The organism is Pseudomonadota bacterium (assembly GCA_038533575.1).
GTDB lineage: Bacteria > Pseudomonadota > Alphaproteobacteria > Rhodobacterales > Rhodobacteraceae > Shimia_B.
This window is the reverse complement of the sequence record JBCAYL010000002.1, coordinates 307,610-331,748: the sequence shown is the minus strand read 5'-3', so window position 1 is coordinate 331,748 and position 24,139 is coordinate 307,610. Positions and strand designations below refer to the sequence as shown.

The following is a 24,139-nucleotide window of genomic DNA, read 5'->3' as shown; positions in this document are numbered from 1 at the left end:
AGGGTCACATAGGCGCGGACGCGCCGGGGGCGAGCTGATGCACCTTCTTGCCGCAACGCCCGGGCAGGTGAGCGACGGCACCGAGCCGGTTGATCTCGCGCAGACGCCCGCCGATGTCGTCGTGCTCAGCGCCGCCGATACCGAGCTCGCTGCGCTGAGCCAGGCCCGGAGCGAGATGGAGTCACCGCCCACACTCCGGCTCGCAAATCTGACGCACCTCGCCCACCCGCTCTCGGTCGACATGCATCTCGATGCCTGCGCCACCGGGGCCCGGCTCGTCATCATCCGCCTGCTGGGCGGGGCAGGCTACTGGCGCTACGGGTTCGAGCAATATGCCGCGCGCCTCAGAGAGGCCGGTGTGCCGGTGGCCTTCCTTCCGGGCGACGACAAGCCTGACGAGGAGCTGCGCACCTTTTCCACCGTGTCAGCCGAGGATTACGACGCGCTCTGGGCCTACCTCGTCGAAGGCGGGCCTCAGAACGCGACAGGCTTCCTGACCCTTGCCAAGGCCATGCTGGGCGAGGCCGAGCGCCCGGCGGGCGCAACGCCGCTCCTCAAGGCCGGGCTCTACTGGCCCGGCGCCGGGCAGGCCGATATGCCGATCCTACAAAGCGCCTGGACCGAAGGCGCTCCGGTCGTGCCCCTCGTCTTCTATCGCGCGCTCGTGCAGGGGGCGGGGCTCAATCCCATCAACCGCCTCGTAAAGGCGCTGACCCGGCGCGGGCTCAATCCCATGCCCGTCTTCGTGGCCTCGCTGAAGGATCCGGTCTCTGCCGCGACGCTCGCGCAGCTCTTCGAGGCTGCGCCGCCCGCGGTGATCCTCAATTGCACGGCCTTCGCCACCGGCACCCCGGACAGCCCGGGCGCGAACCCGTTCACGGGGCCCGCGGCCAACGACGCGCCCACCTTCCAGGTGGTGCTCTCCGGCGGCTCCGAGGAGGCTTGGGCCGAGGGCCTTACGGGCCTTTCAGCCCGCGATATCGCCATGAACGTGGCGCTCCCGGAGGTGGACGGGCGCATCCTGTCGCGCGCGGTGTCCTTCAAGGACGAGGCCTTTTTCGACGCGGAGACCCAGTGCCCCATCGCCACCTACCGGGCCGAGGGCACGCGCATGGACTTCGTGGCCGACCTCGCCGCGAACTGGGCGCGCCTCCGGGCGACATCGCCCGCGGACCGGCAGGTCGCGCTCGTCCTTGCCAATTATCCCAACAAGGACGGACGACTGGCCAACGGCGTGGGCCTCGACACCCCCGCGGCCACGGTGGACGTCATCGCCCGCCTCGCCGCCGAAGGCTACGGGACGGCGCCGCCCGAGGACGCCCAGGCGCTCATGGCCCAGATCATGGCAGGCCCGACGAACTGGCTCACCGACCGCGCGGAAACGGAGGGCGGCGTCACGCTGCCGCTCGCCACCTATGAGGAACACTACAAGAGACTTCCTTACGCCCTCCGCCAAAAGATCGAAGATCGATGGGGCGCACCGCACGAAGACCCCTTCCACTGGCCCCAAAACCTCCCCCCCACTGACCCGGCAGCGGTTGAACGACCTCGAAAGGGGGAGGGCAACGCGGAGACGGGCTTCAAGCTCAGCATTCTCCAGTTCGGGAACGTAACCGTCGGCATCCAGCCCGCCCGCGGCTACAACATCGATCCGGAGGAGACGTATCACGCCCCCGACCTTGTCCCGCCGCACAACTACATCGCCTTCTACATCTGGCTGCGCCAAGTGCAGGGGGCGCACGCCATTGTCCACATCGGCAAGCACGGCAATCTGGAATGGCTGCCAGGCAAGGCGCTCGCGCTAAGCGCGGCCTGCGCGCCAGAGGCCGTGCTGGGGCCGATGCCCCACATCTACCCCTTCATCGTCAACGATCCCGGCGAGGGCACGCAGGCCAAGCGCCGCGCGCAAGCGGTGATCCTCGATCACCTCACGCCACCACTGACCCGCGCGGAGACCTATGGCCCCCTGCGCGATCTCGAGGCTCTGGTGGACGAGTATTACGAGGCCGCGGGCGTGGATCCCCGCCGGGTCCCGCATCTCAGGAAGGAGATCCTGAGCCTCGCCGCCGCCACCGGCCTCGACGCCGATGTGGGCATGGGCGCGGATGCCGAGACCGATCTCGCCAAGCTCGACGCCTATCTCTGCGAGCTAAAGGAGGCGCAGATCCGCGACGGTCTCCACATCTTCGGGACCTCGCCCGACGGCGACCTGGAGCGTGATCTGATCATCGCGCTGGCACGCGCAACGCGGGGCGACGGCAAGGGCCGCAATGCCTCTCTCATCCGCGCGCTCGCTACCGATTGCGGCGTGGATATCGACCCGCTCGATTGCGACATGGCCGCGCCCTACGTGGGGCCGCGACACGCGCTGCTCGAAGGCGCAGGCGCAGAGCTCGGACCATGGCGGTCCAACGGTGACACCGTCGAGCGCCTGGAATCGCTGGCGCAGAGCGCCCTCGGCTGGACAGATCCGCCGGAGGGTTTCACGGCCACCGCCCCCGTGCTCGCGGAAATCCACGACCGCATCCTCCCTTCCGTCCGCAGTTGCGGCCCGGCGGAGATGGACGCCATGGTCCGCGCCTTGGATGGCCGCGCGATCGCGGCAGGATCCTCGGGCGCGCCCACGCGTGGGCGGCTCGATGTGCTGCCGACGGGGCGGAATTTCTTCTCCGTCGACACCCGCGCCGTGCCCACGCAGACGGCCTGGGCGTTGGGCTGGAAGAGCGCGACCCTGCTCATCGAAAAGCACCTGCAAGACCACGGCGACTGGCCACGCGCGCTGCTGCTCACGGCCTGGGGCACGGCCAACATGCGCACGGGCGGTGACGACATCGCGCAGTGCCTCGCGCTCATGGGCGTGAAGCCGACATGGGATGCCGCGGGGCGCCGCGTGACCGGCTTCGAGGTGCTGCCTGCCTCCGTTCTCGGCCGTCCGCGCGTGGACGTCACGCTTCGGGTCTCTGGCTTCTTCCGGGACGCGTTCCCAGGCCTCATCGACCTCGTGGATGCGGCGGCTCGCGCCGTGCAGGCCCTCGATGAGCCCACGGCGCAGAACCCGGCCAAGGCCGCGCCGGGTCACCGTGTCTACGGATCGAAGCCCGGCGCCTACGGGGCAGGCCTGCAAGCCATGATCGACGAACGGCTCTGGAAGACGAAGTCAGACTTGGGCGAGGCCTATCTCGAATGGTCCTCCTACGCCTACGGCAAGGGGAGCGAGGGCGCACGGGACCGCGCGGGCTTCGAGGCGCGGCTCGCCGGCGCCGAGGCCATCGTACAGAACCAGGACAACCGCGAGCATGATATCCTCGACAGCGATGACTATTACCAGTTCGAGGGCGGGGCCGCGGCGGCGATCTCCACGCTCAAGGGCGAGAATGTGCCGGTGTACCACAACGACCATTCCCGCCCCGAAAGCCCACGCATCCGCACGCTGGACGATGAAATCGGCCGCGTCGTACGGTCTCGCGCGGCCAATCCGAAATGGATCGCGGGCGTCATGCGCCACGGCTACAAGGGCGCATTCGAGATGGCGGCGACGACGGATTACCTCTTCGCGTTCGCGGCCACGACGGGGGCCGTGAAGAACCACCACTTCGACATGCTCCACGAGGCCTATCTCGAGGATGGCGCGACCCGCGAGTTCATCGCCACGCACAACGCGCCCGCGCTCCATGAAATGGCCCAGCGCTTCCAGGAGGCCATCGACCGCGGGCTCTGGCAGCCGCGCTCCAACTCCGCCCGGGCCCTGCTGGCCGAGCTGCTCGACGCGCCAGCCTCAGTAGGTGGAGCAGTAGACCCGGCGTGAGAATTGCGCATCGCTGTCGCAGATGATGCGAAGCTCGACTTCTACGGGCCAGGGCCGCGCGCCAGACCCGCAATCGACCCGCGCATTGGCCAAGGCTACGTCGCCGCGCAGCGCACCGACGACTTTGCACCCCGATACGATCTCGATGGCCTGCGTGATCTTGGCCTCTGCGTTCCGGTTGGGCCTGAGTTCGGGGTTCGTGCGGATCGCCTGCGCCCGGTCTCCCCGGTAGAATATCTTGTAGGCCGATCCATCCACCGTGACGTCCACCGGCGCCACGCCGTAGAATTCCGGCGTCGGCGTGTTGCACGCGGCGAGCGCCAGGAGCACAAGGATTGCAAGGGACCGCATGCACGCAGGCTGGGCATGCAGAGTTAAGGAAGGGTTAAGATGAGCGCCGACAACACCAAGGCCGATGCCGACCGCCACGCCATGAAGATGGCCAAGAAGAAGGCCGCGCGGGACAAGATCATGGCCACCAAGACCGATGAAAAAGGCCTCGTCATCGTCCATACCGGCAAGGGCAAGGGCAAGAGCTCCGCCGCCTTCGGCATGATCTTCCGCCATATCGCCCATGGCCGCAAATGCGCGGTGGTCCAGTTCATCAAGGGCGGCATGTCGACGGGCGAGCGCGATCTCATCCTCGCGCGCTTCTCCGATCTCTGCGCCTTTCACACCATGGGCGAGGGCTTCACCTGGGAAACCCAGGACAAGGCCCGCGACATCGAGATGGCGCAGGCCGCCTGGGCCAAGGCCAAGGAGCTCATCCGCGACGCGGCCAACCACATGGTCCTCCTCGACGAGATCAACATCGCGCTGCGCTACGACTACATCGACATCGCGGAGGTCGTCGCGTTCCTCGAGGCGGAAAAGCCGCCCATGACCCATGTCGTCCTCACCGGCCGCAACGCCAAGGAACAGCTCATCGAGATCGCCGACCTCGTCACGGAGATGGAACTCGTCAAGCATCCGTTCCGCTCCGGCATCAAGGCACAGATCGGCGTGGAATTCTGAGCCCTGTGGCCCGAGACGTGGCCAGAGACAGGGGGCAGGCTATGTCCCGAGGCTGACACTCGCAAAGGACACGTCATGCCCGCCCACCATCTCCTCGGCATCTCCGGTTCGCTCCGCGCGGCCTCCACCAACACGAAGCTCATCCATGCGGCCAAGGATGTCTTCGATCCCGCGGAGTTCACGATGGGCTCGATCGAGTTCCCGCTCTATTCCGGTGATCTCGAAGAGGATGGTGTGCCTGGCCCGGTGCAGGCCCTTGCCGACCAGATCGAGGCGGCTGACGCCGTCATCATCTCGACGCCGGAATACAACAAGCTCCTCTCCGGCGCCCTGAAGAACGCGCTCGACTGGCTCAGCCGGACCGAGGGCAATCCGTGGAAGGACAAGCCCGTCGCAATCATGTCCGCGGCCGCCGGTCGCGCGGGCGGGGAGCGGGGGCAATGGACGCTGCGCCTCGCGCTCAATCCCTTTTCTCCCCGCGTGATCCCGGGTCCGGAGTTCCACCTCGCGCAGAGCGGGAGTGGCTTTGAAGAGGATGGCAGCCTCAAGGGCGACATGGCGCAGAAGACAATGGCCACACTGATGGACAACCTGCGCGCGGAGATCGGCTAGCAGGACCGCACGCGCCCCGGGCCTCACCCGGGGCCTAACCCTCGGCGCCTAGAGCAGAGGCCCCGGCGCGGGGTCCGGGGCGCGCGGTACCCGCGGCACGGGTCAGCGCAAGTTGTCCTCGACCCGGAAGCCCTCCGGGATGGTATCACGGCTCTCGAGGACGAGGTCGGCCATGACCTCTCCCACCTTGGGCGCCATGCCGAAGCCGATCTTGAACCCGCCATTGGCCATGAAATGCCCGGCCCGGCCCGGCCAGGGGCCGAGCATGGGCGCCCGGCTGCGGGCGCGCGGCCTGAGCCCGGCCCAGCGCTGAATGATCTCCGCATCCGCGAGCGCGGGCACCGCAGACCGCGCACGGGCGACGACATCGTCGAGGAGCGCGTCAGTCTCCGTGGCGCTCTCGAAATCCCGCTCAGTGGTGGACCCTACGGCCACCGTCCCGTCGAGATGGGGCATGATGTGGAGACCATCGACAAAGAGCTGAGGCGCGCCTGCGCGGTCGAGGCGGAAGAGCGCCGCCTGCCCCTTGATCGGTGTGCCCACGGGCTGTCCGGTGGCCGCGTTGAGCGCCGCGAGGCCCGTAGCCCCCGTGGCCCAGATCACCGCGCCGACCTCCTCTCCGTCACGCGCGATCGAGCCACCCTTCAACGCCACCGCACGGGCCAGGGCCTCCGTGGCGCGGCGCGGATTGATATGGGCCGAGAGCGTGTCGAAGATCAGCTGGCCCGTGGTGCTGACGGGCCCCCATGGCGCGGCCTCTACGATCTCCCAGGTGGCTTCCCCCTGCCAAAGCGTTTTCGCGTTCTCACCCCGCGTCTCGGCCAGGGCGCGGGCATGGTCATCGGCGATGGGCTGCAAGCGCCCCGTGCGTGCGTAGCCGCTCGCCTGCCCGGTGAGCGCCTCCACCTCGGGCCAGAGCGCGCGCGCCATCAGGAGGCTTTCGAGCTGAAACGCCTTCTTGGGGTTCCAGTTCTCTGGCGTGTGCGGCGCCAGCGCGCCGACGATGCCGCCGGAGGCGCCCGCCGCCACGCCCGCGGGGTCGATCACCTGCACGCGCGCGCCGCGCTTGAGGCAAGCCCACGCGATGGCGAGCCCGAAGATCCCCGCGCCCCGGATGGTCAGATCATAGCTTGCCAAAGCCCACGCGCCCTCGTTACCTCGCTGCGATGGTGGCGCACATAGAGCAGCCCTCCGCGGAGGTCACGTGGCGCGAGGCGGGCGCCGGGCGCATTCCGGTCTCCACCCGCTTCGACGACCCCTATTATTCGCTCGAGAACGGCCTTGAGGAGACGCGGCACGTCTTTCTCGCGGGCAATGACCTGCCCGGTCGCTTCCGGGACGGTTTTCATATCGCCGAGCTGGGCTTCGGCACGGGGCTGAACCTCTTTGCGGCGGCGCTCGCCTGGCGGGAGGCCGATCAAGCCGGGCAGTTGCACTTCACGAGCTTCGAGGCCTTTCCGGTGAGCCACGCAGTCGCCGCGGCAGCCTGGGCAGCCTTTCCAGAGATCGCGGAGGTGGCGGCGGAGCTTGCCCCGCTCTGGCAAGGAGAATCGGTCTTGGAGCTGCCGTGGCTCCGTGCCGAGATCATCCTGGGCGACGCCCGGCAGACACTTCCCCGCTGGGCGGGAGAGGCCGATGCGTGGTTCCTCGATGGCTTTTCGCCCACGCGCAATCCGGAGCTCTGGGAGCCAGCGCTTCTCGCCGCGGTGGGCGCGCGCACGAAGGCCGGTGGCACCTGCGCCACGTATTCCGCCGCCGGAGACGTGCGCCGGGCGCTCGCGGCGGCGGGCTTCGAGGTCTCGCGGGTGCCGGGCTATGGGCGCAAGCGGCACATGACGCGGGCGCGGCGCCCGTGAGCGGGAACAGGCTCGGCATCGCCCTCATGGTGGCCACGACCTTCGTGTTCGCCATGCAGGACGGGATCAGCCGGCACCTCGCCTCCGAGTACAATGTCATCATGGTCGTGATGATCCGCTACTGGTTCTTCGCCGCCTTCGTGATCGCAGTGGCCGGGCGCAAGGCGGGCGGCATCCGCGCCGCCGCGCGGACGTCCCAGCCAGTGCTTCAGATCGGGCGCGGGCTGCTCCTGGCCGCCGAGATCTGCGTCATGGTCCTGGCCTTCACGATCCTCGGCCTCGTGGAGAGCCTCGCGATCTTCACGGCCTATCCCCTCATCGTGGCCGCGCTGTCCGGCCCGATCCTGGGCGAGCGTGTGGGCCCCTATCGCTGGGGAGCCATCGGGATCGGCTTCGTGGGGGTTCTGATCATCCTGCAGCCGGGCTTCGCAGTCTTTTCGCCCTACGCGCTCATCGCGGTCTGCAGTGCCTGCATGTTCGCGCTCTATGGTTTGCTGACCCGCTATGCCGCGCGCCGCGACCGGACGGAGACGTCCTTCTTCTGGACCGGGACAGCCGGCGCCGTGGCGATGACCGTCGTCGGCGTCTGGTTTTGGGAGGCTATGACGCCGCGGGACTGGGCCTGGATGGCCACGCTCTGCGTCACCGGCGCGCTCGGTCACTACCTCCTCATCCGGTGCTACGAAGTGGCGGAGGCCTCCGCCGTGCAGCCCTTCGCCTATCTTCAGCTCGTCTTCGGCGCCATGATCGGCGTGAGCGTCTTCGGGGAGGTGATCCGCTGGAACGTGGCCACGGGCGCGGCCATCGTCGTCGCCGCCGGGCTCTTTACTCTGTGGCGGGAGCGTCAGCAGGAGGCGCTTCCGGCCGCGAGAGCGGGCGCAGACTGAGCTCTGGCGCCCAGTTGGGCGGCGGCGGGCCGGTCACGGCACGCCCGTCGGGCCGCGCCCCGCGCAGATCCGCGAGGAGGCCAAGGGCCTGCGTTTCTCCGGCGATCCGCGCCCGGTAGACGGGCAGGCTCTCTGTCACGCGCATCACGTAGTTCCGTGTCTCGCGGAACGGGATATGCTCGATCCAGTCGACGAGGTCGGTCCGCGCATCCCGGGGATCGCCCCGCGCCGAGATCCAGGAAAACGCGCGGCTCGGCCCTGCATTGTAGGCCACGGAGACGAGCACGGGGCTCGGGCCGAAGGTCTCGATGAGTTCGGCGAGGTATGTGAGCCCCAAGCGAGCGTTGTAATCCGGATCCGTGAGGAGCCGCGCTTCCAGAAAGCGGACGCCGAGATCGCCGGCCATCTCTTCGGCGGTGGCGGGCATGAGCTGCATGAGCCCGCGCGCACCCACGCCGGAGCTCACCCCCGGATCGAATTCGCTCTCCCGGCGCGCGATGGCCAGCGCCAGCGCCTGGGGCACATCGCCCGTCTCTTCAAGGAGCGGGTGAAGCGGAAAGTACGGCGCTTCCAGCACGTGGCCATACTGCACGGCCCGCTTGGCGATCATGACCTGGAGATGGGGCTCGCCATGCACGTCGCGGACGTAATCGGCCATCTGCCCGATCTCCTCGCGCGTGAGGCTCTCCGCCAGATGCGTGAGGAAGCGCTCGCCGAGTGAAAGGTCCCCGGCAGCGAGCAGGAGCTCGGCCGCCTCGAAGACCGAGGATTGCGTGAATGCTGCGCCGCGCCAGTCGGGGAATTCCTCCGTTCCCGCGAGTTTCGGATCGGGCGGCAGGCCAGCCTCCTCCGCCGCGAGTTGACCGTAAAACGCCGTCTGGTGCGCGGCAGCGCGGGTGTAGTCCTCGCGTGCGGCAGCCTCATCGCCAAGCGCCGCATGGGCGCGCGCCTGCCAGTAGCCCGCGCGGCCGAGCGAAATGGGCGTGTCCACCGCCGTCTCGAAGCGTTCGAAATGCCGGAGCGCGGTCGCCGCATCGCCGAGCTTGCGGAGCGCGATGAAACCGGCGAGCCATTCGAGATCCGCGAAATGGCGGCCCTCCTCCAGCCCGTGCCGCGCGGCGATGCGGTAGGCGCGCCTGTTCTCCTCCGCGCGCATGAGGATGCGGGCGTAGCGGCGGCGCAGGTTTCCCCATTCCTCCGCCTGGCCCAAATCATCGGTCTCCTCGAGCATCTCGATGGCGCCGTCGGTCATCCCGGCGCGCGCGCGCCAGAGGAAACGCTCGAAGGCGAGGCCCGGGTCGTCCGCGCGCGAGGCAGGCACCTGGGCGATTAGGGCGTTCACGCCGTCTCGCCGCTCCCTGAGCGCAATGCGCGCGGTGGCCAGGCGTTTCTCCGCCTCGGAGAGCAGTGGGAGCATGCGGGCTGCCTCAGCCGTGAGCCCGCGCCAGAGGAGCATGTCCGTCCTGGCCCAGTGATGCGGTCTCACGAGCGCGCCGTGGCGCGTGATGAATGCGGCTTCCTCGTCGCCGGTCAGCGAATGCGTGGCCCAGCCCCGGATGATCTCGGCATCGGCTGTTTCCGCCTGCCCCGCCGCGCGCAAGGCCTCCGCGTAGCGCAGCGTGCCCGCGCCGCTGCGCGGCGCTTGCGGGATAAAGTAATTGAGCACCTGCTGGGGATCCGCGCGGGGCGGGATGGCGCCCTCCGACCGGGCGCGCAGCAGCGGCAGGCCCGGCCAGTCCGGCCGCCGCGCAAGAAAGGCGCGCGCCTCCGCGAAGCTGCCCTGGCGCGCGCGCAGGTAGTGCCAGGCGATGATGTCCTGGCCCACGGGCCCCGCGCCTCGCGCCTCCGCCAACGCGCGATCCCAATCGCCCGCTGCCCGCGCGGCCAGCGCGCGCTCGAGCGCCTCCGCCTCGCCCTCCGCGGCGGGCGCGCTGGCCCACAGAACCAGGCTCAAAACCAAGATGAAGATCGGGCGCATCGCGGCCCCTTAGCTGCCTCGCGCCAGAAATGAGCGCTCCGGCCCCTTGTGGCAACTGACAAAGATGGCATAGCAGGGCGCTGCGGAAAGCCTCCGCGCGAAATTGCCTATGGGAGGGTGGACATGTTCAGGGGCTCCATGGTCGCGCTGATCACGCCGTTTGACGGGGACCGGGTGGATTTCGCAGCTCTGAAACGTCTCGTGGACTGGCATATCGCCGAGGGGACCGAGGGCCTCGTTCCCGTGGGCACCACGGGAGAAAGCCCGACGCTCAGCCACGATGAGCACGACGCGGTGGTGGAGACCGTCGTTTCCCAGGCCGCGGGCCGCGTGCCCGTGTTGGCCGGCGCGGGCTCCAACAACACGGCAGAGAGCGTGCGGCTCGTGCATGCCGCCAAGGACGCGGGTGCCGATGGCGCGCTCGTCGTCACACCCTACTACAACAAGCCCACCCAGCGCGGGCTCATGGCGCATTACGAGGCCTGCGCGGCCGTGGGCCTGCCGATCATCATCTACAACATCCCGCCGCGCTCGGTGATCGACATGGTCGATGCCACGATGTCGGAGCTTGCGAAGCTGCCGGAGATCGTGGGCGTGAAAGATGCCACGGGCGATCTGGCGCGCGTGCCCGCCACGCGCCTCTCCTGCGGGTCGGATTTCATCCAGCTCTCCGGAGAGGATGCGACGGCCGTGGGCTACAACGCCATGGGCGGCGTGGGCTGCATCTCCGTGACCGCGAACGTCGCTCCGCGGCTCTGCGCCGAGATGCAGGCGGCCTGCGCCGCGGGAGACTATGCGAAGGCCGTGGCCCTGCAGGACCGGCTGATGCCGCTGCATCAGGCTGTCTTCGCGGAACCAGGCGTGTGCGGCGCGAAATACGGGGCGTCGCGTCTCGGGCATTGCTCGGAGGCCGTGCGCTCGCCCCTCGTGACGCTGTCCGACGGAGCCAAGGCGCGCATGGACGCGGCCATGGCGCGCGCGGGTCTCGTCTGAGCACGAAAGCGGCTTCGAAGCGACTCTATGGCCCTTCGCGCCTCACGCGGCCAGCGGATGGGACGCGAAGGAGGCGCGCAGATGATCCGCCGCGGCGGCGGCATGCTCGGGAAGATCGTCGCGCACCATGAGGCAGAGCTCGTAGATGCCGAGGGCGGGCAGCCCGGCGGAGGCGGGTACCTCCACCACGTCGCCGCCTAGCGCGCTTGCCGGGATCGGCGCCACCGCGAGATCGGCGAGCACCGCCGCTTTCTGCCCGCTCAAGTGGCCTGACTCGAGCGCGATCCGGAAATTGCGGCCCTGCGCCTCCAGCCCTTCCGTCCCGGCCTTCCGCCAGGCGCAGCTCTCCTCCCACACGCTCACCGGAATCGGATCCTGCTCGTGGGCGATGCCACCGCGTGCACCCGCCCAGACCAAGCGCTCATCGTGGAGAAGCTCCGCGGGCCGTTGGGCGCGCTGGCTCGGAAGCCGCGTGATGATGGCGAGATCGAGCTTTCGTTCTTCCACCATGCGCAACATGGGCTCAGTATTGTCGACCTTCGCGTTGATCTGCACGCCCGGGTAGTTTGCCGAGAAGCGCCGCAGCATCTCCGGCAGGTATCGCTCCGCCACGTCGTCGGGCACTCCGAGCGTCACCACACCCTTCAGCGCGGCGGGGTCGAACTGCGCCCGAAAGTCTAGATCAAGTGCGATCATGCGCCGTGCATGCTGCAATACGCGCTCGCCCTCCTCCGTGAGCCGGACCGAGCGGCTGTCGCGCAGGAAGAGCGGGCGATCGAGGGTTTCCTCCATCTTCTTGACCTGCATGGAGACCGCCGACGGGGTGCGATGCACCCGCGTGGCCGCGGCCGAGAAATTCCCGGTATCGGCGATGGCCGCAAAGGTCTTCAGGAGGTCGAGATCGATGGAGTGCATGGCAGGTGCTTTCAGTTTTTCTGATACCTCATATGCATCCTTTTCGTTTTTCTCACAAGTCCGCGATGCCTAGCTTTGGGTCATCAGCAAAAAGGACCCTCCCCATGGCCCACGCAGACCAGACCTTCCCGATCTCCCGCTTCTCCGCCGTGACTGCCGCCCTCGGCGCCGCCGTCGCGGCCCTCGTGGCCACGCCCCTGCCGACGCTCTCTGACAAGGCGCTCCGGGATGCCGGCATCAAGCGCGCCGCAGATGCCCCGCCTATTTCCCAGGACGCCGCCACCGCGCTGCACCTTCAGTCTCTCGGGCTTTGGTATTGAGGTCAGCCGCACTCCCTGTCGGCTGCCTTGAGAAAGCGGGCCCCGCGCCTTGCCGCGCGGGGCCCGCCGGGACTATATCCCGGCGATGGCCAAGAAAGACGACAATCCCAACTACAAGGTGATCGCCGAAAACCGGCGCGCCCGCTACGACTACGCGATCGAGACCGATCTGGAGGTGGGGATCGTGCTGGAAGGCTCGGAGGTGAAATCCTTGCGCCAGGGCGGGTCCAACATCGCGGAATCCTACGCCGAAGTCGATGACGGCGAGCTCTGGCTCGTGAACAGCTACATCGCCCCCTACGAGCAGGCCAAGACCTTCGGGCATGACGACCGCCGCAAACGCAAGTTGCTCTGCTCCCGCAAGGAGCTCTCCGATCTCTGGAACGCCACGCAGCGCAAGGGCATGACGATCGTGCCGCTTGTCATGTACTTCAACCACCGCGGCCTCGTGAAAATGAAGGTCGGCGTGGCCAAGGGCAAAAAGAACGTCGACAAGCGCCAGACCGAGGCAAAACGGGACTGGCAGCGCCAGAAAGCGCGCCTCCTGCGGGAGCACTAGCCGGGCGAGAACGCTCTGTTACCGCTCACATACTTGTGTAAAAAATAGGCTTTGCTACTCTGGTAGTGAGATAGACGGCAGCGAATCGTCTTTCTTGAACATGGTGGGCGGAGCGGGTCGGGCTCCGCCCATTCCTTTTTTCAGCACAGTTCGAAACGGCGGCGCGTCGTTCTTGCGAGAGCGAGCGCGGAGGCGTAAGCCGTGGCGGAACGGAGATTTCGCATGGCAGATGACCCTCGCCAGCTCGTATCGACAGCCTGGCTCGCAGACCACCTGAAGAACCCGGACCTGCGCGTGCTGGATGCATCCTGGTACCTGCCAGCCATGGACCGTGACGCCCGGGCCGAGTACGACGCCGCCCACATTCCCGGCGCCCGCTTCTTCGACATCGATGACATCTCCGACGCGCGGAGCGAGCTGCCCCACATGGCGCCCAGCACCGAGAAATTCATGAGCCGCATGCGCGCCATGGGCGTGGGCGACGGGCATCAGGTCGTCGTCTATGACGGGCTCGGGCTTTTCTCGGCGGCGCGGGTCTGGTGGCTGTTCCGCCTCATGGGCAAGCGCGACGTGGCCGTGCTCGACGGCGGCTTTCCGAAATGGCAGGCCGAGGGCCGCCCAGTGGAAGACATGCCACCGGTCATCCGCGACCGCCACATGACCGTGAGCCGGCAAAACCAGCTCGTGAAGGACGTCACCCAGGTCGCCATGGCCTCGAAGATCGGGGATTACGAGATCGTCGATGCCCGTCCCGCGGACCGCTTCCGCGGCGAGGTGCCGGAGCCCCGCGAAGGCATGCGCGCCGGGCACATCCCGGGCTCGAAGAACGTGCCGTTCCCGACGCTGCTCAACGAAGACAAGACGCTCAAGGCCCCCGATGACATCCGCACCATCTTCCTCGAGGCCGGCGTGGACCTGAAGAAGCCCGTCATCACCAGCTGCGGCTCGGGCGTGACAGCGGGCATCCTCGCGCTGGCACTTGACCGCATCGGAAAGACCGATGTCTCCGTCTATGACGGAAGCTGGTCCGAATGGGGTCGCTTCCCCACCCTCAATGTAGCCACCGGAGAAGCATGATGCTCGACGCGCTGACGCCGCAACCCGCCGACAAGATCCTCGCCCTGATGGCGGCCTACAAGGCCGACACGCGCGAGACGAAGATCGATCTCGGCGTGGGGGTCTACAAGAACGCCGAAGGCGTGACGCCCGTCATGCGCGCGGTGAAGGCCGCAGAAAAGCGGATCTGGGAAAGTCAGGAGACGAAGTCCTACACCGGGCTTGCGGGCGACCCGGCGTTTTCGGACGCCATGGTCGGGCTCGTTCTAGGCGATGCCGTTCCGCGCGCGTCTGTGGCCGCGGTGGCCACGCCCGGCGGCACGGGTGCGATCCGCCAGGGCTTCGAGCTCATCAAGATGGCCGCGCCGGGCGCCACCGTCTGGGTCTCCGCACCCACCTGGCCCAACCACAATTCGATCCTCAAATTCATGGGCATGACCTTCTCGGAGTACCGCTACTTCGACGAAGAGACCTGCGCAGTGGATTTCGAGGGCATGCTCGCGGATCTCGGCAAGGTGGCCGAGGGCGATATCGTCCTTCTCCATGGCTGCTGCCACAACCCGACGGGGGCAAATCTCAACCCCGCCCAGTGGGACGCCGTGATTGACACGCTCAACGCGCGCGGGGCCACGCCGATGGTCGATATCGCCTACCAGGGCTTCGGCGACGGGCTCGAGGCCGACGGCGCGGCCGTCCGCAAGGTCGCCGCCGGCTGCAAGGAAACGCTGATCGCCGCGAGCTGCTCGAAGAACTTCGGGATCTACCGCGAGCGTACGGGCATCCTCATGGCCGTGGGCGCGGGCGACACAGCGTTGACCCAGGGCACGCTCTCATTCCTCAATCGGCAGAACTACTCTTTCCCGCCGGACCACGGCGCGCGGATCGTCACGGAGATCCTGACCGACGCGAGCCTCCGGGCGGACTGGGAAGCAGAGCTCGACGAGGTCCGGGACGGGATGCAGAAGCTCCGCCGCGATCTCGCCGACGCCCTGCAGGAGGAGACCGGCTCCAACCGCTTCGGCTTCATCGCCGAGCATCGGGGCATGTTTTCGCGCCTCGGGCTCGAGCCGGCACAGGTCGAAGAGCTGCGCGAGAAGCACGCCGTCTACATGGTGGGTGACAGCCGGATCAATATCGCCGGGCTGAACGCGCGTACGGTTCCGGTGCTCGCCAAGGCCATCGCCAGCGTTCTCTGACCCGCGGCGCACACGGTTCTTTGCAAAAATTCGTGGCCCCGGTGCGGGGAATTTGACGGCTGTCAACTCAGTTAAATCAGGCGCTTTGACAATAAAAAGCCCCGGCGCACGAGGGCACGCCGGGGCAGGCTCCGAAAGCCGATCGGAAGGGGGATCAGCCTTTCGAGAACTCGGGATAGGCCTCCATGCCGAGCTCGGAGGTGTCGAGGCCAGCGACCTCGCTCTCCTCGTCGACGCGGATGCCGAAGACACCGTTGAGGATCGTCCACACTACGAGGCTCACCACGAAGACGAAGACCGCCACGATGATGATCGGGATGAGCTGACCGGTGAAGGTCGCGTCGCCGTTCGTCAGCAGCACCGCCATCGTGCCCCAGATGCCCGCGAAGAGGTGCACCGGGATGGCGCCCACGACGTCGTCGATCTTGAGCTTGTCGAGGAACGGTACGCCGAAGACCACGATCACACCACCGACGGCGCCGATGAGCGTCGCCATGCCGAGGGACGGCGTGAGCGGCTCGGCCGTGATGGAGACGAGACCCGCAAGGCAGCCGTTGAGGACCATGGTGAGGTCGACCTTGCCGTACATCACCTGCGTGAGGATCAGCGCCGCGATGGCACCGCCTGCGGCAGCCGTGTTGGTGTTGGCGAAGATGCGCGAGACGTCGGCGACGTCACCGACGGTGCCCATGGCGAGCTGGGAGCCGCCATTGAAGCCGAACCAGCCAAGCCACAGGATGAACGTGCCGAGCGTCGCCAGAGCGAGGTTCGAGCCCATCATCGGGACAACCTTGCCGTCCACATACTTGCCCTTCCGCGCGCCCAAGATGATCGCACCGGCGAGAGCAGCCCAGCCACCCACGGAGTGCACCACGGTGGAACCTGCGAAGTCGAGGAAGCCGAACTGGCTGTCGAGGAAGCCACCGCCCCACTTCCAGGAGGCCTGGATCGGGTAGATGAAGGCGGTCAGGATGATCACGAAGATCAGGAACGGCCAGAGCTTGATGCGCTCTGCCAGCGTACCGGACACGATGGAGGCCGTCGTGGCGCAGAACATCAGCTGGAAGAAGAAGTCCGAGCCGGTCGAGGCATAGCCGTAATCGTCGGCCGCGTCGCGTCCCACGCCCACCGCTTCGAGGAGCGCCGGGCCGAAGGCACCGAGATAGCCGCCCGTTTCATCGGCGCCGATCGACCAGTTTCCGAGCGGGTACATGAGGTTGTAGCCGATCAGGTAGTAGAAGATCGCTGCCAGCGAGAAGAGCGAGATGTTCTTCGTCAGCTGCATCGTCACGTTCTTGGACCGCACGAGGCCGGCCTCCAGCATGGCAAAGCCAGCCGCCATCCAGAACACGAGGAACCCGCCGATTAGGAAGAGCAGCGAGTTGAAGATGAAGATGGTGTCAGAGGAGGCGTCCACCCCGGCCTCCTGCGCCATCGCCCATGTCGGCAGCGCGGTGGCCAGCGCGACGAGGGGGAGAGATTTCATGAATTTCATGTGTATGTCCCTGAATTGGATCACGCGCGCTCAGAGCGCTTCGTCGTTGAGTTCACCGGTGCGGACGCGCAAGGCGCTTTCCACGTCGATCGTGAAGACCTTGCCGTCGCCGATCTTGTCGGTCTTGGCTGTCTTGGCGATCGCTTCGACCACCTGCTCGGCCATGTTGTCGGCCACGACGATCTCGAGTTTCACCTTCGGCACGAAGTTCACGGCGTACTCAGCGCCGCGATAAATTTCAGTGTGGCCGGATTGAGACCCGAAGCCCTTGATTTCTGTCACCATCATGCCGCGCACGCCGAGGCCGGTGAGCGCTTCGCGCACCTCCTCGAGCTTGAACGGCTTGATGGCTGCAACGATCATTTTCACGTGTCGTCCCCTTCCTAGTTCCGTTGTTGCCGCACCGCAGCAGCATCGCGGCGCACGCTGGGGGGAGCAGTCCCTCAAGATGCCTTCCATTCAAGCAAACCACCGCCGCTATCGCGGGCATCGGGACCAAGTGGAGTCGTTTTTTGCACAATTTGTAATCAACGCCTAAAATTCAGGCGATTTGCGAATGCGGCATATGACGCGTCGAAATCCGCAATCCGACCGTTACTTCCCTGCGCTCCTTGGATAAACTGGCACGAAACCGCGCGAGCCTCAGGACGCCGCCCGACCATGAGCAGACCACCCACCCGCAAACGCCCCCTCGTGGCGGAGCGCCGCACGCCGCCGGGCAAGACGGCGAAGAAGGCGCCTGCGCGGAAACCCGCGCGCCGGCGGAGCACGAAAAAGCGGCCTTGGTACGCCCGCCTCGTCCGCTGGGTGGTGGGGCTCATCTGGTCGGTGACCTGGCGCGCGGGCGCAACGACGGTGGCGCTCGTCGCCCTCGCGGCGCTCTACGTGGCGCTCACGCTCCCCTCGGCGGAGACCTTCATCGACCAGCGCGCGCGCGGCTCCGTCACGATGCTCGACCGCGACGGGCAGACCTTCGCCTGGCGCGGGGATCAGTTCGGCGGCCGCGTGACGGCCGACACCGTGAGCCCGCACATCAAGAACGCCGTCCTCGCGACCGAGGATCGCCGGTTCTATCGCCATCTGGGCATCAGCCCCCGCGGCATCGCCTCGGCCGTGCGCATCAACCTCTCCGAGGGGCGAGGGCCGCTCTCGGGCCATGGCGGCTCCACACTCACGCAGCAAACGGCGAAGCTCATCTGCATGGGCCGACCCTTCGATCCCGAGGCTTGGCCCTCCGAGGCCGCCTACGAGGCCGATTGCCGGGAGGGCTCGATCACGCGCAAGGCGCGGGAGGCCATCTACGCGCTCGGGATGGAGATCCGCTACACCAAGGACGAAATCCTCACGATCTACCTCAACCGCGCCTTCCTCGGCTCCACGGCCCGCGGCTTCGAGGCGGCCACGCAGCGCTATTTTGGAAAGCCCGCCGCGGAGGCCAATCCGGCGGAGGCCGCGATGCTCGCCGGGCTCCTCGTGGCGCCGTCGCGCTTTGCCCCGACAAACAACCTCGAACGCAGCCAGGCCCGCGCGGCCACGGTCGTGCGCCTGATGCGCGAGGAAGGCTATCTCAGCGAGGCGGAGGCGGCCTTTGCACAGGCCAACCCGGCGACGCTGAGCGAGGCTGCAGCGGCGCGGCAGGGCGGGTATTTCGCCGATTGGGTCATGTCGACGGGCCCCGAATTCTTCACCCGCGACACCACCGAGGATGTCATCATTCGCTCCACCTTCGACCCGCGAATCCAGCGCGCGGCGGAGGAAGCGCTCGTGCAGGTTTTCGAGGAGAAGGTCCGCGAGGGCTCGGAGGCGGAGGCTGCCATCGTTGTCATGAGCGCGGACGGCGCGGTCCGGGCCATGGTGGGCGGGCGCGATCTGCGCGTGTCAGGCGCCTTCAACCGCGCGGTGCAGGCCAACAGGCAGACAGGATCCACCTTCAAGCCCTTCGTCTACGCCACCGCCATGGAGCTGGGCTACGGCCCCAACGACACGGTCGTGGACGCGCCCTGGTCCATCGAAGTCCCGGGATCGGGAACCTACGCGCCGAAGAATTACGCGCCGGAGTTCGCCGGCCGCGTGACGCTCACGGAGGCGCTCGCGCGCTCGCTCAACATCCCCGCGGTCAAGATCTCAGAAGACCTCGGTCGCGACCTCGTGCGCAAGGTGGCCGAGGATTTCGGCATCCGCTCGGAGCTCGCGCAGGGCCCGGCCCTGGCGCTCGGCGCCTCCGAGAGCACCCTTCTGGAGATGACCGGCGCCTATGCCGGCATCCTCAACGGGGGCTCCGCGGTGGTGCCTTACGGGCTCGAAGAGCTCAGGCTCCTCGGCGATCCCGAGCCGCTCATGGGCACCGGCGGCGGTATTCAGGAGCGGGTCATCACAGAGGACGCCGCAGCGCGGCTCGTCTACATGATGTACCAGACCGTGCAGCGCGGCACGGGCCAGCGCGCGCGCATCGACGGCTATGAGATCGCCGGCAAGACCGGCACCACCCAGGCGGCGCGCGACGCGTGGTTCATCGGGTTCACGGCGGATTACGTCACCGGTGTCTGGATGGGCTATGACGACAACCGCCCGCTCACGGGCGTCACCGGCTCCGGCCTGCCCGCCGATATCTGGCGCGAGACCATGGCCCGCGTCCACGGGCCCGTCCCGCCGCCGCCGCTGCCCATGGCCCGTCGCATCGACGCCCCGGCCACCGCCCGCGCCCAGGCGCCCGCGAGCCGCGCACCTCAGCCGCAGAACGCCGTGGAAGGCCTCATTCTCGACGTGTTGAGAGGTATTCTCGGCGGTGGCTGAGCCGCGCGCCACAGACAGCCGACAGGAGAGACGCGGGCCATGAGAGAAAGGCGGAAAACATTGCTTAATCGCTTCGGGCCTATCAGGCTCTCGACAGACGACATCTGAGTTCGGTCCCCATGGCCTCTTCTGCAGCGAACACCCCGGAACCAGGCTTGCACGAGCTCCGCGCCGCGCGCCGCGAGAGCCGTGGGCTCTACTGGTTCGTGGGCATCTTCAGCTTCTTCGTGAATCTGCTGATGCTGACCGGCCCCATCTACATGCTGCAGGTCTACGACCGCGTGCTCGGGTCGCGCTCGGTGGAGACGTTGCTCGCGCTCTCGCTGCTCGTCGCGTTTCTCTACGCGATGATGGGCATTCTCGACTATGCCCGCGGGCGCGTCATGGGCCGCGTGGGGGCGCGCTTCCAGTCGCGGCTCGATCGCCGGGTCTTTTCCGCCGTGATCCGGCGCACGGCCATCGATCCAACGCCCTCGAAGGCCACGGGCCTCCGCGACCTCGAAGCCGTGCAGCGCTTCATGACGTCGCCGCTCCTCATGGCGTTCTTCGACATCCCGTGGACGCCGCTATTCATCCTCGGCATCTTTGTCTTCCACCCACTGCTTGGATGGCTCGCCCTCGCCGGCGCAGCCGTTCTCGTCACGCTCGCCATCCTAAATCAAGTGCTCACGCGCCAGCCCCTCGGCGAAGCAAACGCGGCCCAGTTCCGAGCGGAACGGATGAGCGAGCAGCTCAAGGACGAGGCGGAAGTGGTGCAAGCGCTTGGCATGCGCGAGGCCTCCTTCACGAGGTGGCAGCAGGCCCGCGATGCCAGCCTCCGGCAGGGGATCGCCGCCTCCGACACGGGCGGGACGTTTCAGACGACGACAAAGGCGTTTCGGCTCTTTCTGCAATCGGCCATGCTCGGCCTCGGCGCGCTTCTCGTGCTCCGCGGGGAGCTGACGCCCGGCGCCATGATCGCGGGGTCCATCCTGCTGGGCCGCGCGCTGGCGCCCGTGGAGCAGCTCGTCAACCAATGGCCCCTCGTGCAGCGGGCGCGGGAGGGCTGGACCGGGCTGGCGCGGCTTCTGAGCGAGGTCCCCGCCGAGGAGCCACGCACGAAGCTCCCGCGCCCGAAGGCCAAGCTCGAGGCGCAGCAGGTCACCGTGATCCCGCCCGGCGAGGCCCAAGCGGCCCTCAGGATCGTGTCCTTCAAGATCGAGCCCGGCCAGGCCTGCGGGGTCATCGGCCCCTCCGGCGCCGGGAAATCCACGCTGGCCCGCGCGATCACCGGGGTCTGGAAAACGGCGGGCGGCAAGATCCGGCTCGATGGTGCGAGCCTCAACAACTACGATCCCGACGTGCTCGGGCAGCTCATCGGATACCTGCCCCAGCGCGTGCAGCTCTTCGAGGGCACCATCGCGGAAAACATCGCACGCCTGTCGCACGCGCCGGACGCCGACAAGGTGGTCGAAGCCGCCAAGAAGGCCGCAGCCCATGACATGATCCTTCAGCTGCCAGATGGATACGACACGCGCATCAGCGCCGTGGGCGGGCGGCTCTCGGGCGGCCAGGTCCAGCGGATCGGCCTCGCACGCGCCATGTATGGCGACCCTGTCCTGCTCGTCCTCGACGAGCCCAACTCCAACCTCGACAATATCGGCAGCCAGGCGCTCAACCAGTCGATCCGGGATTTGAAGGCAGCCGGCGGCGCGGTCCTGATCATGGCGCACCGACCGGCGGCGATCCAGGAATGCGACGTGCTGCTCATGCTCGAAGGCGGGCAGAGGCGCGCCTTTGGCCCCAAGGAGGACGTGTTGCTAGAGGTCGTCCAGAACCAGGCTGAAATCCGCGCCAGCGCCGCGCGCGGCCAAGCGGGAGGCGTGACGTGACGCGCACGACTGACAGCAAGACGCCCGGCGGTCCGGGGGAGACGTGGTCTGCCCGCAGGCCGTTGACGCTGGGCCTCCTTGGCGTCCTCGTCCTCGTGGGAGGCTTCGGCACCTGGGCGACGCAGGCCAACATTTCCGGCGCCATCGTGGCCACGGGCCGTATCGAAGTGGACCGCAACAGGCAGGTCGTCCAGCATCCCGATGGGGGCGTCGTGGTGGAACTCATCGTGGACGAGGGCGCGGAGGTGCAGGAAGGCGAGGTCCTGATCCGGCTCGATGACACCCTGCTCCGGTCCGAACTCGCGCTCATCGAAGGGCAGCTCTGGGAGACCATGGCACGCCGCGCGCGGCTCGAGGCCGAACGGGACGGAAGAGCCACCATCGCCTTTCCACCGGCCCTCCTCGAGCAGAGCGAGGATGCCGATATCGGCGACCTCATCGAAGGCCAGCGCCGCCTGTTCCTGGCCCGGGAGGAGACCATCACGGGCCGCATCGAACAGCTTGTGAAGCAGCGCGGGCAGATCGAGGATCAGGTGAGCGGCATCGAGGCGCAGCTCGACGCCTTCGAGCGACAGGTAACCCTCATCGAGCAGGAGCTCGAGGGCCAGCAAGACCTGCTCGACCGCGGCCTCGCACAGCTCGGCCGGGTGCTGGCGCTCGAACGTGAAGAGGCAAATCTGCTCGGCACGATCGGGGAACTGCGCGCCTCCCGCGCGCAGGCGGAGGGTCGCGTAACCGAAATCGACATCGAGACTCTGGGCCTCCGCGCCAGCCGCCGGGAGGAAGCGATCACCCAGCTTCGCGATATCCGCTTCAACGAGGTGGAGCTCCTCGAACGGCGTGCCGGGCTCGTGGAGCGCCTGAACAGGCTCGACATCACGGCCCCGGTGTCTGGCGTGGTCTACGGGCTCACGGTCTTTACCGAGCGCGCGGTCATCAGGCCCGCGGAGCCGGTGCTTTTCATCGTCCCACAGGACCGCCCGCTCATCATCGCCGCGGAAGTGGATCCGATCCATATCGACCAGGTCTTCGTGGGCCAGGACGTGACCCTGCGCTTTTCCGCGCTCGACCAGCGGACAACGCCGGAGCTCGAGGGGCAGGTCCTCCAGCTTTCGGCCGACGCGTTCGAGGACGAGGCGACGCGGGCAAGCTTCTACCGTGCGGAGATCATCCTGACGGAAGGGCAGATCGCGCGCCTGCCCGAGGACGTGACGCTCATCCCCGGCATGCCGGTCGAGAGCTTCATCCGCACCGACGACCGCACCCCACTCGCCTATCTCGTGAAGCCGTTGGCCGATTACTTCTCCCGCGCCTTTCGCGAGAGCTGAGCGTCGCGCCGGATCCTGGGGCTGGCAGCGCGGAGGCCTGACCAGCCGCCTGCCGGCGGAAGAGAGGCCGGATGCCTCCGGCGGCCCTCCGGGGGAGGTATATGGCACAAAGATGCCGGGCGGCGCGCTCCACTGGGACGGGGAGCGCTTCCCGGTGAGCGGTGGCACCACGCGCCGGTGCCCGGCTGAAGAATCGGGTTTCGGCGCCGGGCCCTGCAGCTATGGTGCGGGCGAAGATTGAAGGAGACTGAGATGGCTGGAAACTACGAGGCACGGCTCGCGGAGCTCGGGGTGACGCTACCGGATGCGCCGGCGCCGGCGGCGAATTACGTGCCTTTCGTGCGGGTGGGCGACCTTGTCCATGTCTCCGGTCAGATCTCCGCGGGGCCGGGCGGCCTCATCACGGGCAAGCTCGGCGCGGATCTCGACGTGGAGGCGGGGGCGGCGGCGGCGCGGAGCTGCGCGATCTCGCTCCTCGCGCAGGTGAAGGCGGCCTGCGACGGCGAGCTCGACCGGCTGGTGCGCGTGGTCAAGCTCGTGGGCTTCGTGAATTCCACGGCCGATTTCACCGACCAGCCCAAGGTCATCAACGGCGCGTCCGATTTCCTCGTGGAGGCGCTCGATGACGCCGGGCGCCACGCGCGGAGCGCGGTGAGCGCGGCCTCGCTGCCGCTGGGCGTGGCCGTGGAGATCGAAGGCATTTTCCAGATCGCATGAGCTTCTGGTCACGTCCTTTCGCCCACCGGGCTCTCCACGGGCCGGGGCGGCCGGAGAACAGTCGCGAGGCCGTGGACGCGGCTGTGGCGGCGGGCTACGGGGTCGAGATCGATGTCCAGCTTTCCGCCGATGGGCAGGCCATGGTCTTTCACGATTACGGCACGGCCCGGCTCACCGGTGCGCAGGGTACGGTGCGAACGCGGAGCGCGGCGGAGCTCACGGCGCTTGGCCTGCTCGGCGGGCCCACGGGCGCGCCCACGCTGCCCGAGGTGCTCGCGCAGGTGGCCGGGCGCGTACCGCTTCTCATCGAGATCAAGGACCAGGACGGGGCGATGGGCCCCGACGTGGGGCCGCTGGAAGCCGCCGTGGCCGCCGCGCTCGAAGACTACGTCGGGGAGGTGGCGGTCATGTCTTTCAACCCCCATGCCATCGCCGCCATGGCAGAGCTTGCGCCCGGTGTGCCGCGCGGCCTCACCACCTGCGCCTTCACGGCGGAGGACTGGCCGACCATCCCGGCGAAGCGGCGGGGCGAGCTTGTCTCCGTACCCGACTATGACCGCGTGGGCGCGCGCTTCGTGTCTCACGATCACCGGGACCTCAGGGCAGAGCCCGTGGCGCGCCTGAAGGCGCGGGGCGCCACGGTGGCCTGCTGGACGATCCGCAGTGTCGAGGAGGCCGCGCAGGCCCGGCAGGTGGCGGACCAGATCACGTTTGAGAAGTACCTGCCCACGCTTGACCCCTAGG

Annotated in this window: 21 protein-coding genes; 15 read left to right on the top strand and 6 right to left on the bottom strand. The window is 67.8% G+C overall.

The genetic code is table 11. From position 1 onward, the window contains the following. The first annotated feature begins 37 nt into the window (after positions 1-37). Positions 38-3,805 carry a cobaltochelatase subunit CobN gene (gene cobN / locus AAFM92_13355; protein MEL7301364.1) on the top strand — a complete coding sequence of 1,256 codons (3,768 nt, stop codon included), beginning with the start codon at positions 38-40 and terminating at the stop codon, positions 3,803-3,805. Here the strand turns inward: cobN and AAFM92_13350 are convergent. Next, the gene (locus tag AAFM92_13350) at positions 3,776-4,156 is read right to left on the bottom strand and encodes a hypothetical protein (protein ID MEL7301363.1); all 381 of its coding nucleotides are present in this window, start codon (positions 4,154-4,156) and stop codon (positions 3,776-3,778) included. The two genes, cobN and AAFM92_13350, sit on opposite strands and share 30 nt — an antisense overlap. A gap of 39 nt (positions 4,157-4,195) precedes the next feature. On the opposite strand from AAFM92_13350, the gene cobO reads away from it, so the two are divergent. Together cobO and AAFM92_13340 are read left to right on the top strand one after the other, a co-directional pair. After that, the gene (gene cobO, locus AAFM92_13345) at positions 4,196-4,819 is read left to right on the top strand and encodes a cob(I)yrinic acid a,c-diamide adenosyltransferase (protein ID MEL7301362.1); all 624 of its coding nucleotides are present in this window, start codon (positions 4,196-4,198) and stop codon (positions 4,817-4,819) included. A gap of 75 nt (positions 4,820-4,894) precedes the next feature. Beyond that, the gene (locus tag AAFM92_13340) at positions 4,895-5,431 is read left to right on the top strand and encodes an NADPH-dependent FMN reductase (protein ID MEL7301361.1); all 537 of its coding nucleotides are present in this window, start codon (positions 4,895-4,897) and stop codon (positions 5,429-5,431) included. A 102-nt stretch (positions 5,432-5,533) separates the two neighbouring features. On the opposite strand, the gene AAFM92_13335 is transcribed toward AAFM92_13340, so the two are convergent. Beyond that, entirely contained in the window at positions 5,534-6,568 is a 1,035-nt protein-coding gene (locus AAFM92_13335; protein ID MEL7301360.1) for an FAD-binding oxidoreductase, read from the bottom strand. Positions 6,569-6,597: 29 nt separating this feature from the next. Here AAFM92_13335 and mnmD point away from each other — a divergent pair, with 29 nt between their 5' ends. Together mnmD and AAFM92_13325 are read left to right on the top strand one after the other, a co-directional pair. Beyond that, on the top strand, positions 6,598-7,287 hold the full coding sequence (gene mnmD / locus AAFM92_13330; GenBank protein ID MEL7301359.1) for a tRNA (5-methylaminomethyl-2-thiouridine)(34)-methyltransferase MnmD: 690 nt from the start codon (positions 6,598-6,600) through the stop codon (positions 7,285-7,287). Further along, positions 7,284-8,174, top strand: a complete 891-nt coding sequence (locus AAFM92_13325; GenBank protein MEL7301358.1) for a DMT family transporter — start codon at positions 7,284-7,286, stop codon at positions 8,172-8,174. Before mnmD ends, AAFM92_13325 begins: the two co-directional genes overlap by 4 nt. Here the strand turns inward: AAFM92_13325 and AAFM92_13320 are convergent. After that, entirely contained in the window at positions 8,113-10,128 is a 2,016-nt protein-coding gene (locus AAFM92_13320) for a transglycosylase SLT domain-containing protein (GenBank protein ID MEL7301357.1), read from the bottom strand. The two genes, AAFM92_13325 and AAFM92_13320, sit on opposite strands and share 62 nt — an antisense overlap. 147 nt (positions 10,129-10,275) lie before the next feature. Between AAFM92_13320 and dapA the strand changes: the two genes are divergently transcribed. Next, entirely contained in the window at positions 10,276-11,145 is an 870-nt protein-coding gene (gene dapA, locus AAFM92_13315) for a 4-hydroxy-tetrahydrodipicolinate synthase (protein MEL7301356.1), read from the top strand. 42 nt (positions 11,146-11,187) lie between these two features. Here the strand turns inward: dapA and AAFM92_13310 are convergent, their stop codons facing one another. Next, positions 11,188-12,060 (bottom strand): LysR substrate-binding domain-containing protein, encoded by an 873-nt coding sequence (locus AAFM92_13310; GenBank protein ID MEL7301355.1) that lies wholly within the window; start codon positions 12,058-12,060, stop codon positions 11,188-11,190. Positions 12,061-12,164: 104 nt separating this feature from the next. On the opposite strand from AAFM92_13310, the gene AAFM92_13305 reads away from it, so the two are divergent. The 4 genes from AAFM92_13305 (at position 12,165) to AAFM92_13290 (ending at position 15,191) form a co-directional block, all read left to right on the top strand. Continuing rightward, entirely contained in the window at positions 12,165-12,380 is a 216-nt protein-coding gene (locus tag AAFM92_13305) for a hypothetical protein (protein ID MEL7301354.1), read from the top strand. Positions 12,381-12,465: 85 nt separating this feature from the next. Then, on the top strand, positions 12,466-12,939 hold the full coding sequence (smpB, locus tag AAFM92_13300) for an SsrA-binding protein SmpB (protein MEL7301353.1): 474 nt from the start codon (positions 12,466-12,468) through the stop codon (positions 12,937-12,939). A 222-nt stretch (positions 12,940-13,161) separates the two neighbouring features. After that, complete coding sequence (gene sseA, locus AAFM92_13295) at positions 13,162-14,016, top strand: 3-mercaptopyruvate sulfurtransferase (GenBank protein ID MEL7301352.1); 855 nt, start codon at positions 13,162-13,164, stop codon at positions 14,014-14,016. Further along, on the top strand, positions 14,016-15,191 hold the full coding sequence (locus tag AAFM92_13290; GenBank protein MEL7301351.1) for an amino acid aminotransferase: 1,176 nt from the start codon (positions 14,016-14,018) through the stop codon (positions 15,189-15,191). Before sseA ends, AAFM92_13290 begins: the two co-directional genes overlap by 1 nt. A 154-nt stretch (positions 15,192-15,345) precedes the next feature. On the opposite strand, the gene AAFM92_13285 is transcribed toward AAFM92_13290, so the two are convergent. Both AAFM92_13285 and AAFM92_13280 read right to left on the bottom strand, forming a co-directional pair. Next, positions 15,346-16,686 carry an ammonium transporter gene (locus tag AAFM92_13285; GenBank protein ID MEL7301350.1) on the bottom strand — a complete coding sequence of 447 codons (1,341 nt, stop codon included), beginning with the start codon at positions 16,684-16,686 and terminating at the stop codon, positions 15,346-15,348. Positions 16,687-16,716: 30 nt separating this feature from the next. After that, positions 16,717-17,055, bottom strand: a complete 339-nt coding sequence (locus AAFM92_13280; protein MEL7301349.1) for a P-II family nitrogen regulator — start codon at positions 17,053-17,055, stop codon at positions 16,717-16,719. Positions 17,056-17,346: 291 nt separating this feature from the next. Between AAFM92_13280 and AAFM92_13275 the strand changes: the two genes are divergently transcribed. The 5 genes from AAFM92_13275 to AAFM92_13255 all read left to right on the top strand — a co-directional run bounded on the left by AAFM92_13275 (position 17,347) and on the right by AAFM92_13255 (position 24,138). Next, complete coding sequence (locus AAFM92_13275) at positions 17,347-19,479, top strand: transglycosylase domain-containing protein (protein MEL7301348.1); 2,133 nt, start codon at positions 17,347-17,349, stop codon at positions 19,477-19,479. 119 nt (positions 19,480-19,598) lie between these two features. Further along, positions 19,599-21,350: a type I secretion system permease/ATPase gene (locus AAFM92_13270; GenBank protein ID MEL7301347.1), complete on the top strand. Its 1,752-nt coding sequence runs from the start codon at positions 19,599-19,601 to the stop codon at positions 21,348-21,350. Further along, the gene (locus tag AAFM92_13265) at positions 21,347-22,678 is read left to right on the top strand and encodes an HlyD family type I secretion periplasmic adaptor subunit (protein ID MEL7301346.1); all 1,332 of its coding nucleotides are present in this window, start codon (positions 21,347-21,349) and stop codon (positions 22,676-22,678) included. Before AAFM92_13270 ends, AAFM92_13265 begins: the two co-directional genes overlap by 4 nt. Positions 22,679-22,930: 252 nt before the next feature. Beyond that, on the top strand, positions 22,931-23,395 hold the full coding sequence (locus tag AAFM92_13260; protein MEL7301345.1) for a RidA family protein: 465 nt from the start codon (positions 22,931-22,933) through the stop codon (positions 23,393-23,395). Next, entirely contained in the window at positions 23,392-24,138 is a 747-nt protein-coding gene (locus tag AAFM92_13255) for a glycerophosphodiester phosphodiesterase family protein (protein ID MEL7301344.1), read from the top strand. Before AAFM92_13260 ends, AAFM92_13255 begins: the two co-directional genes overlap by 4 nt. Position 24,139: the final 1 nt, after the last annotated feature.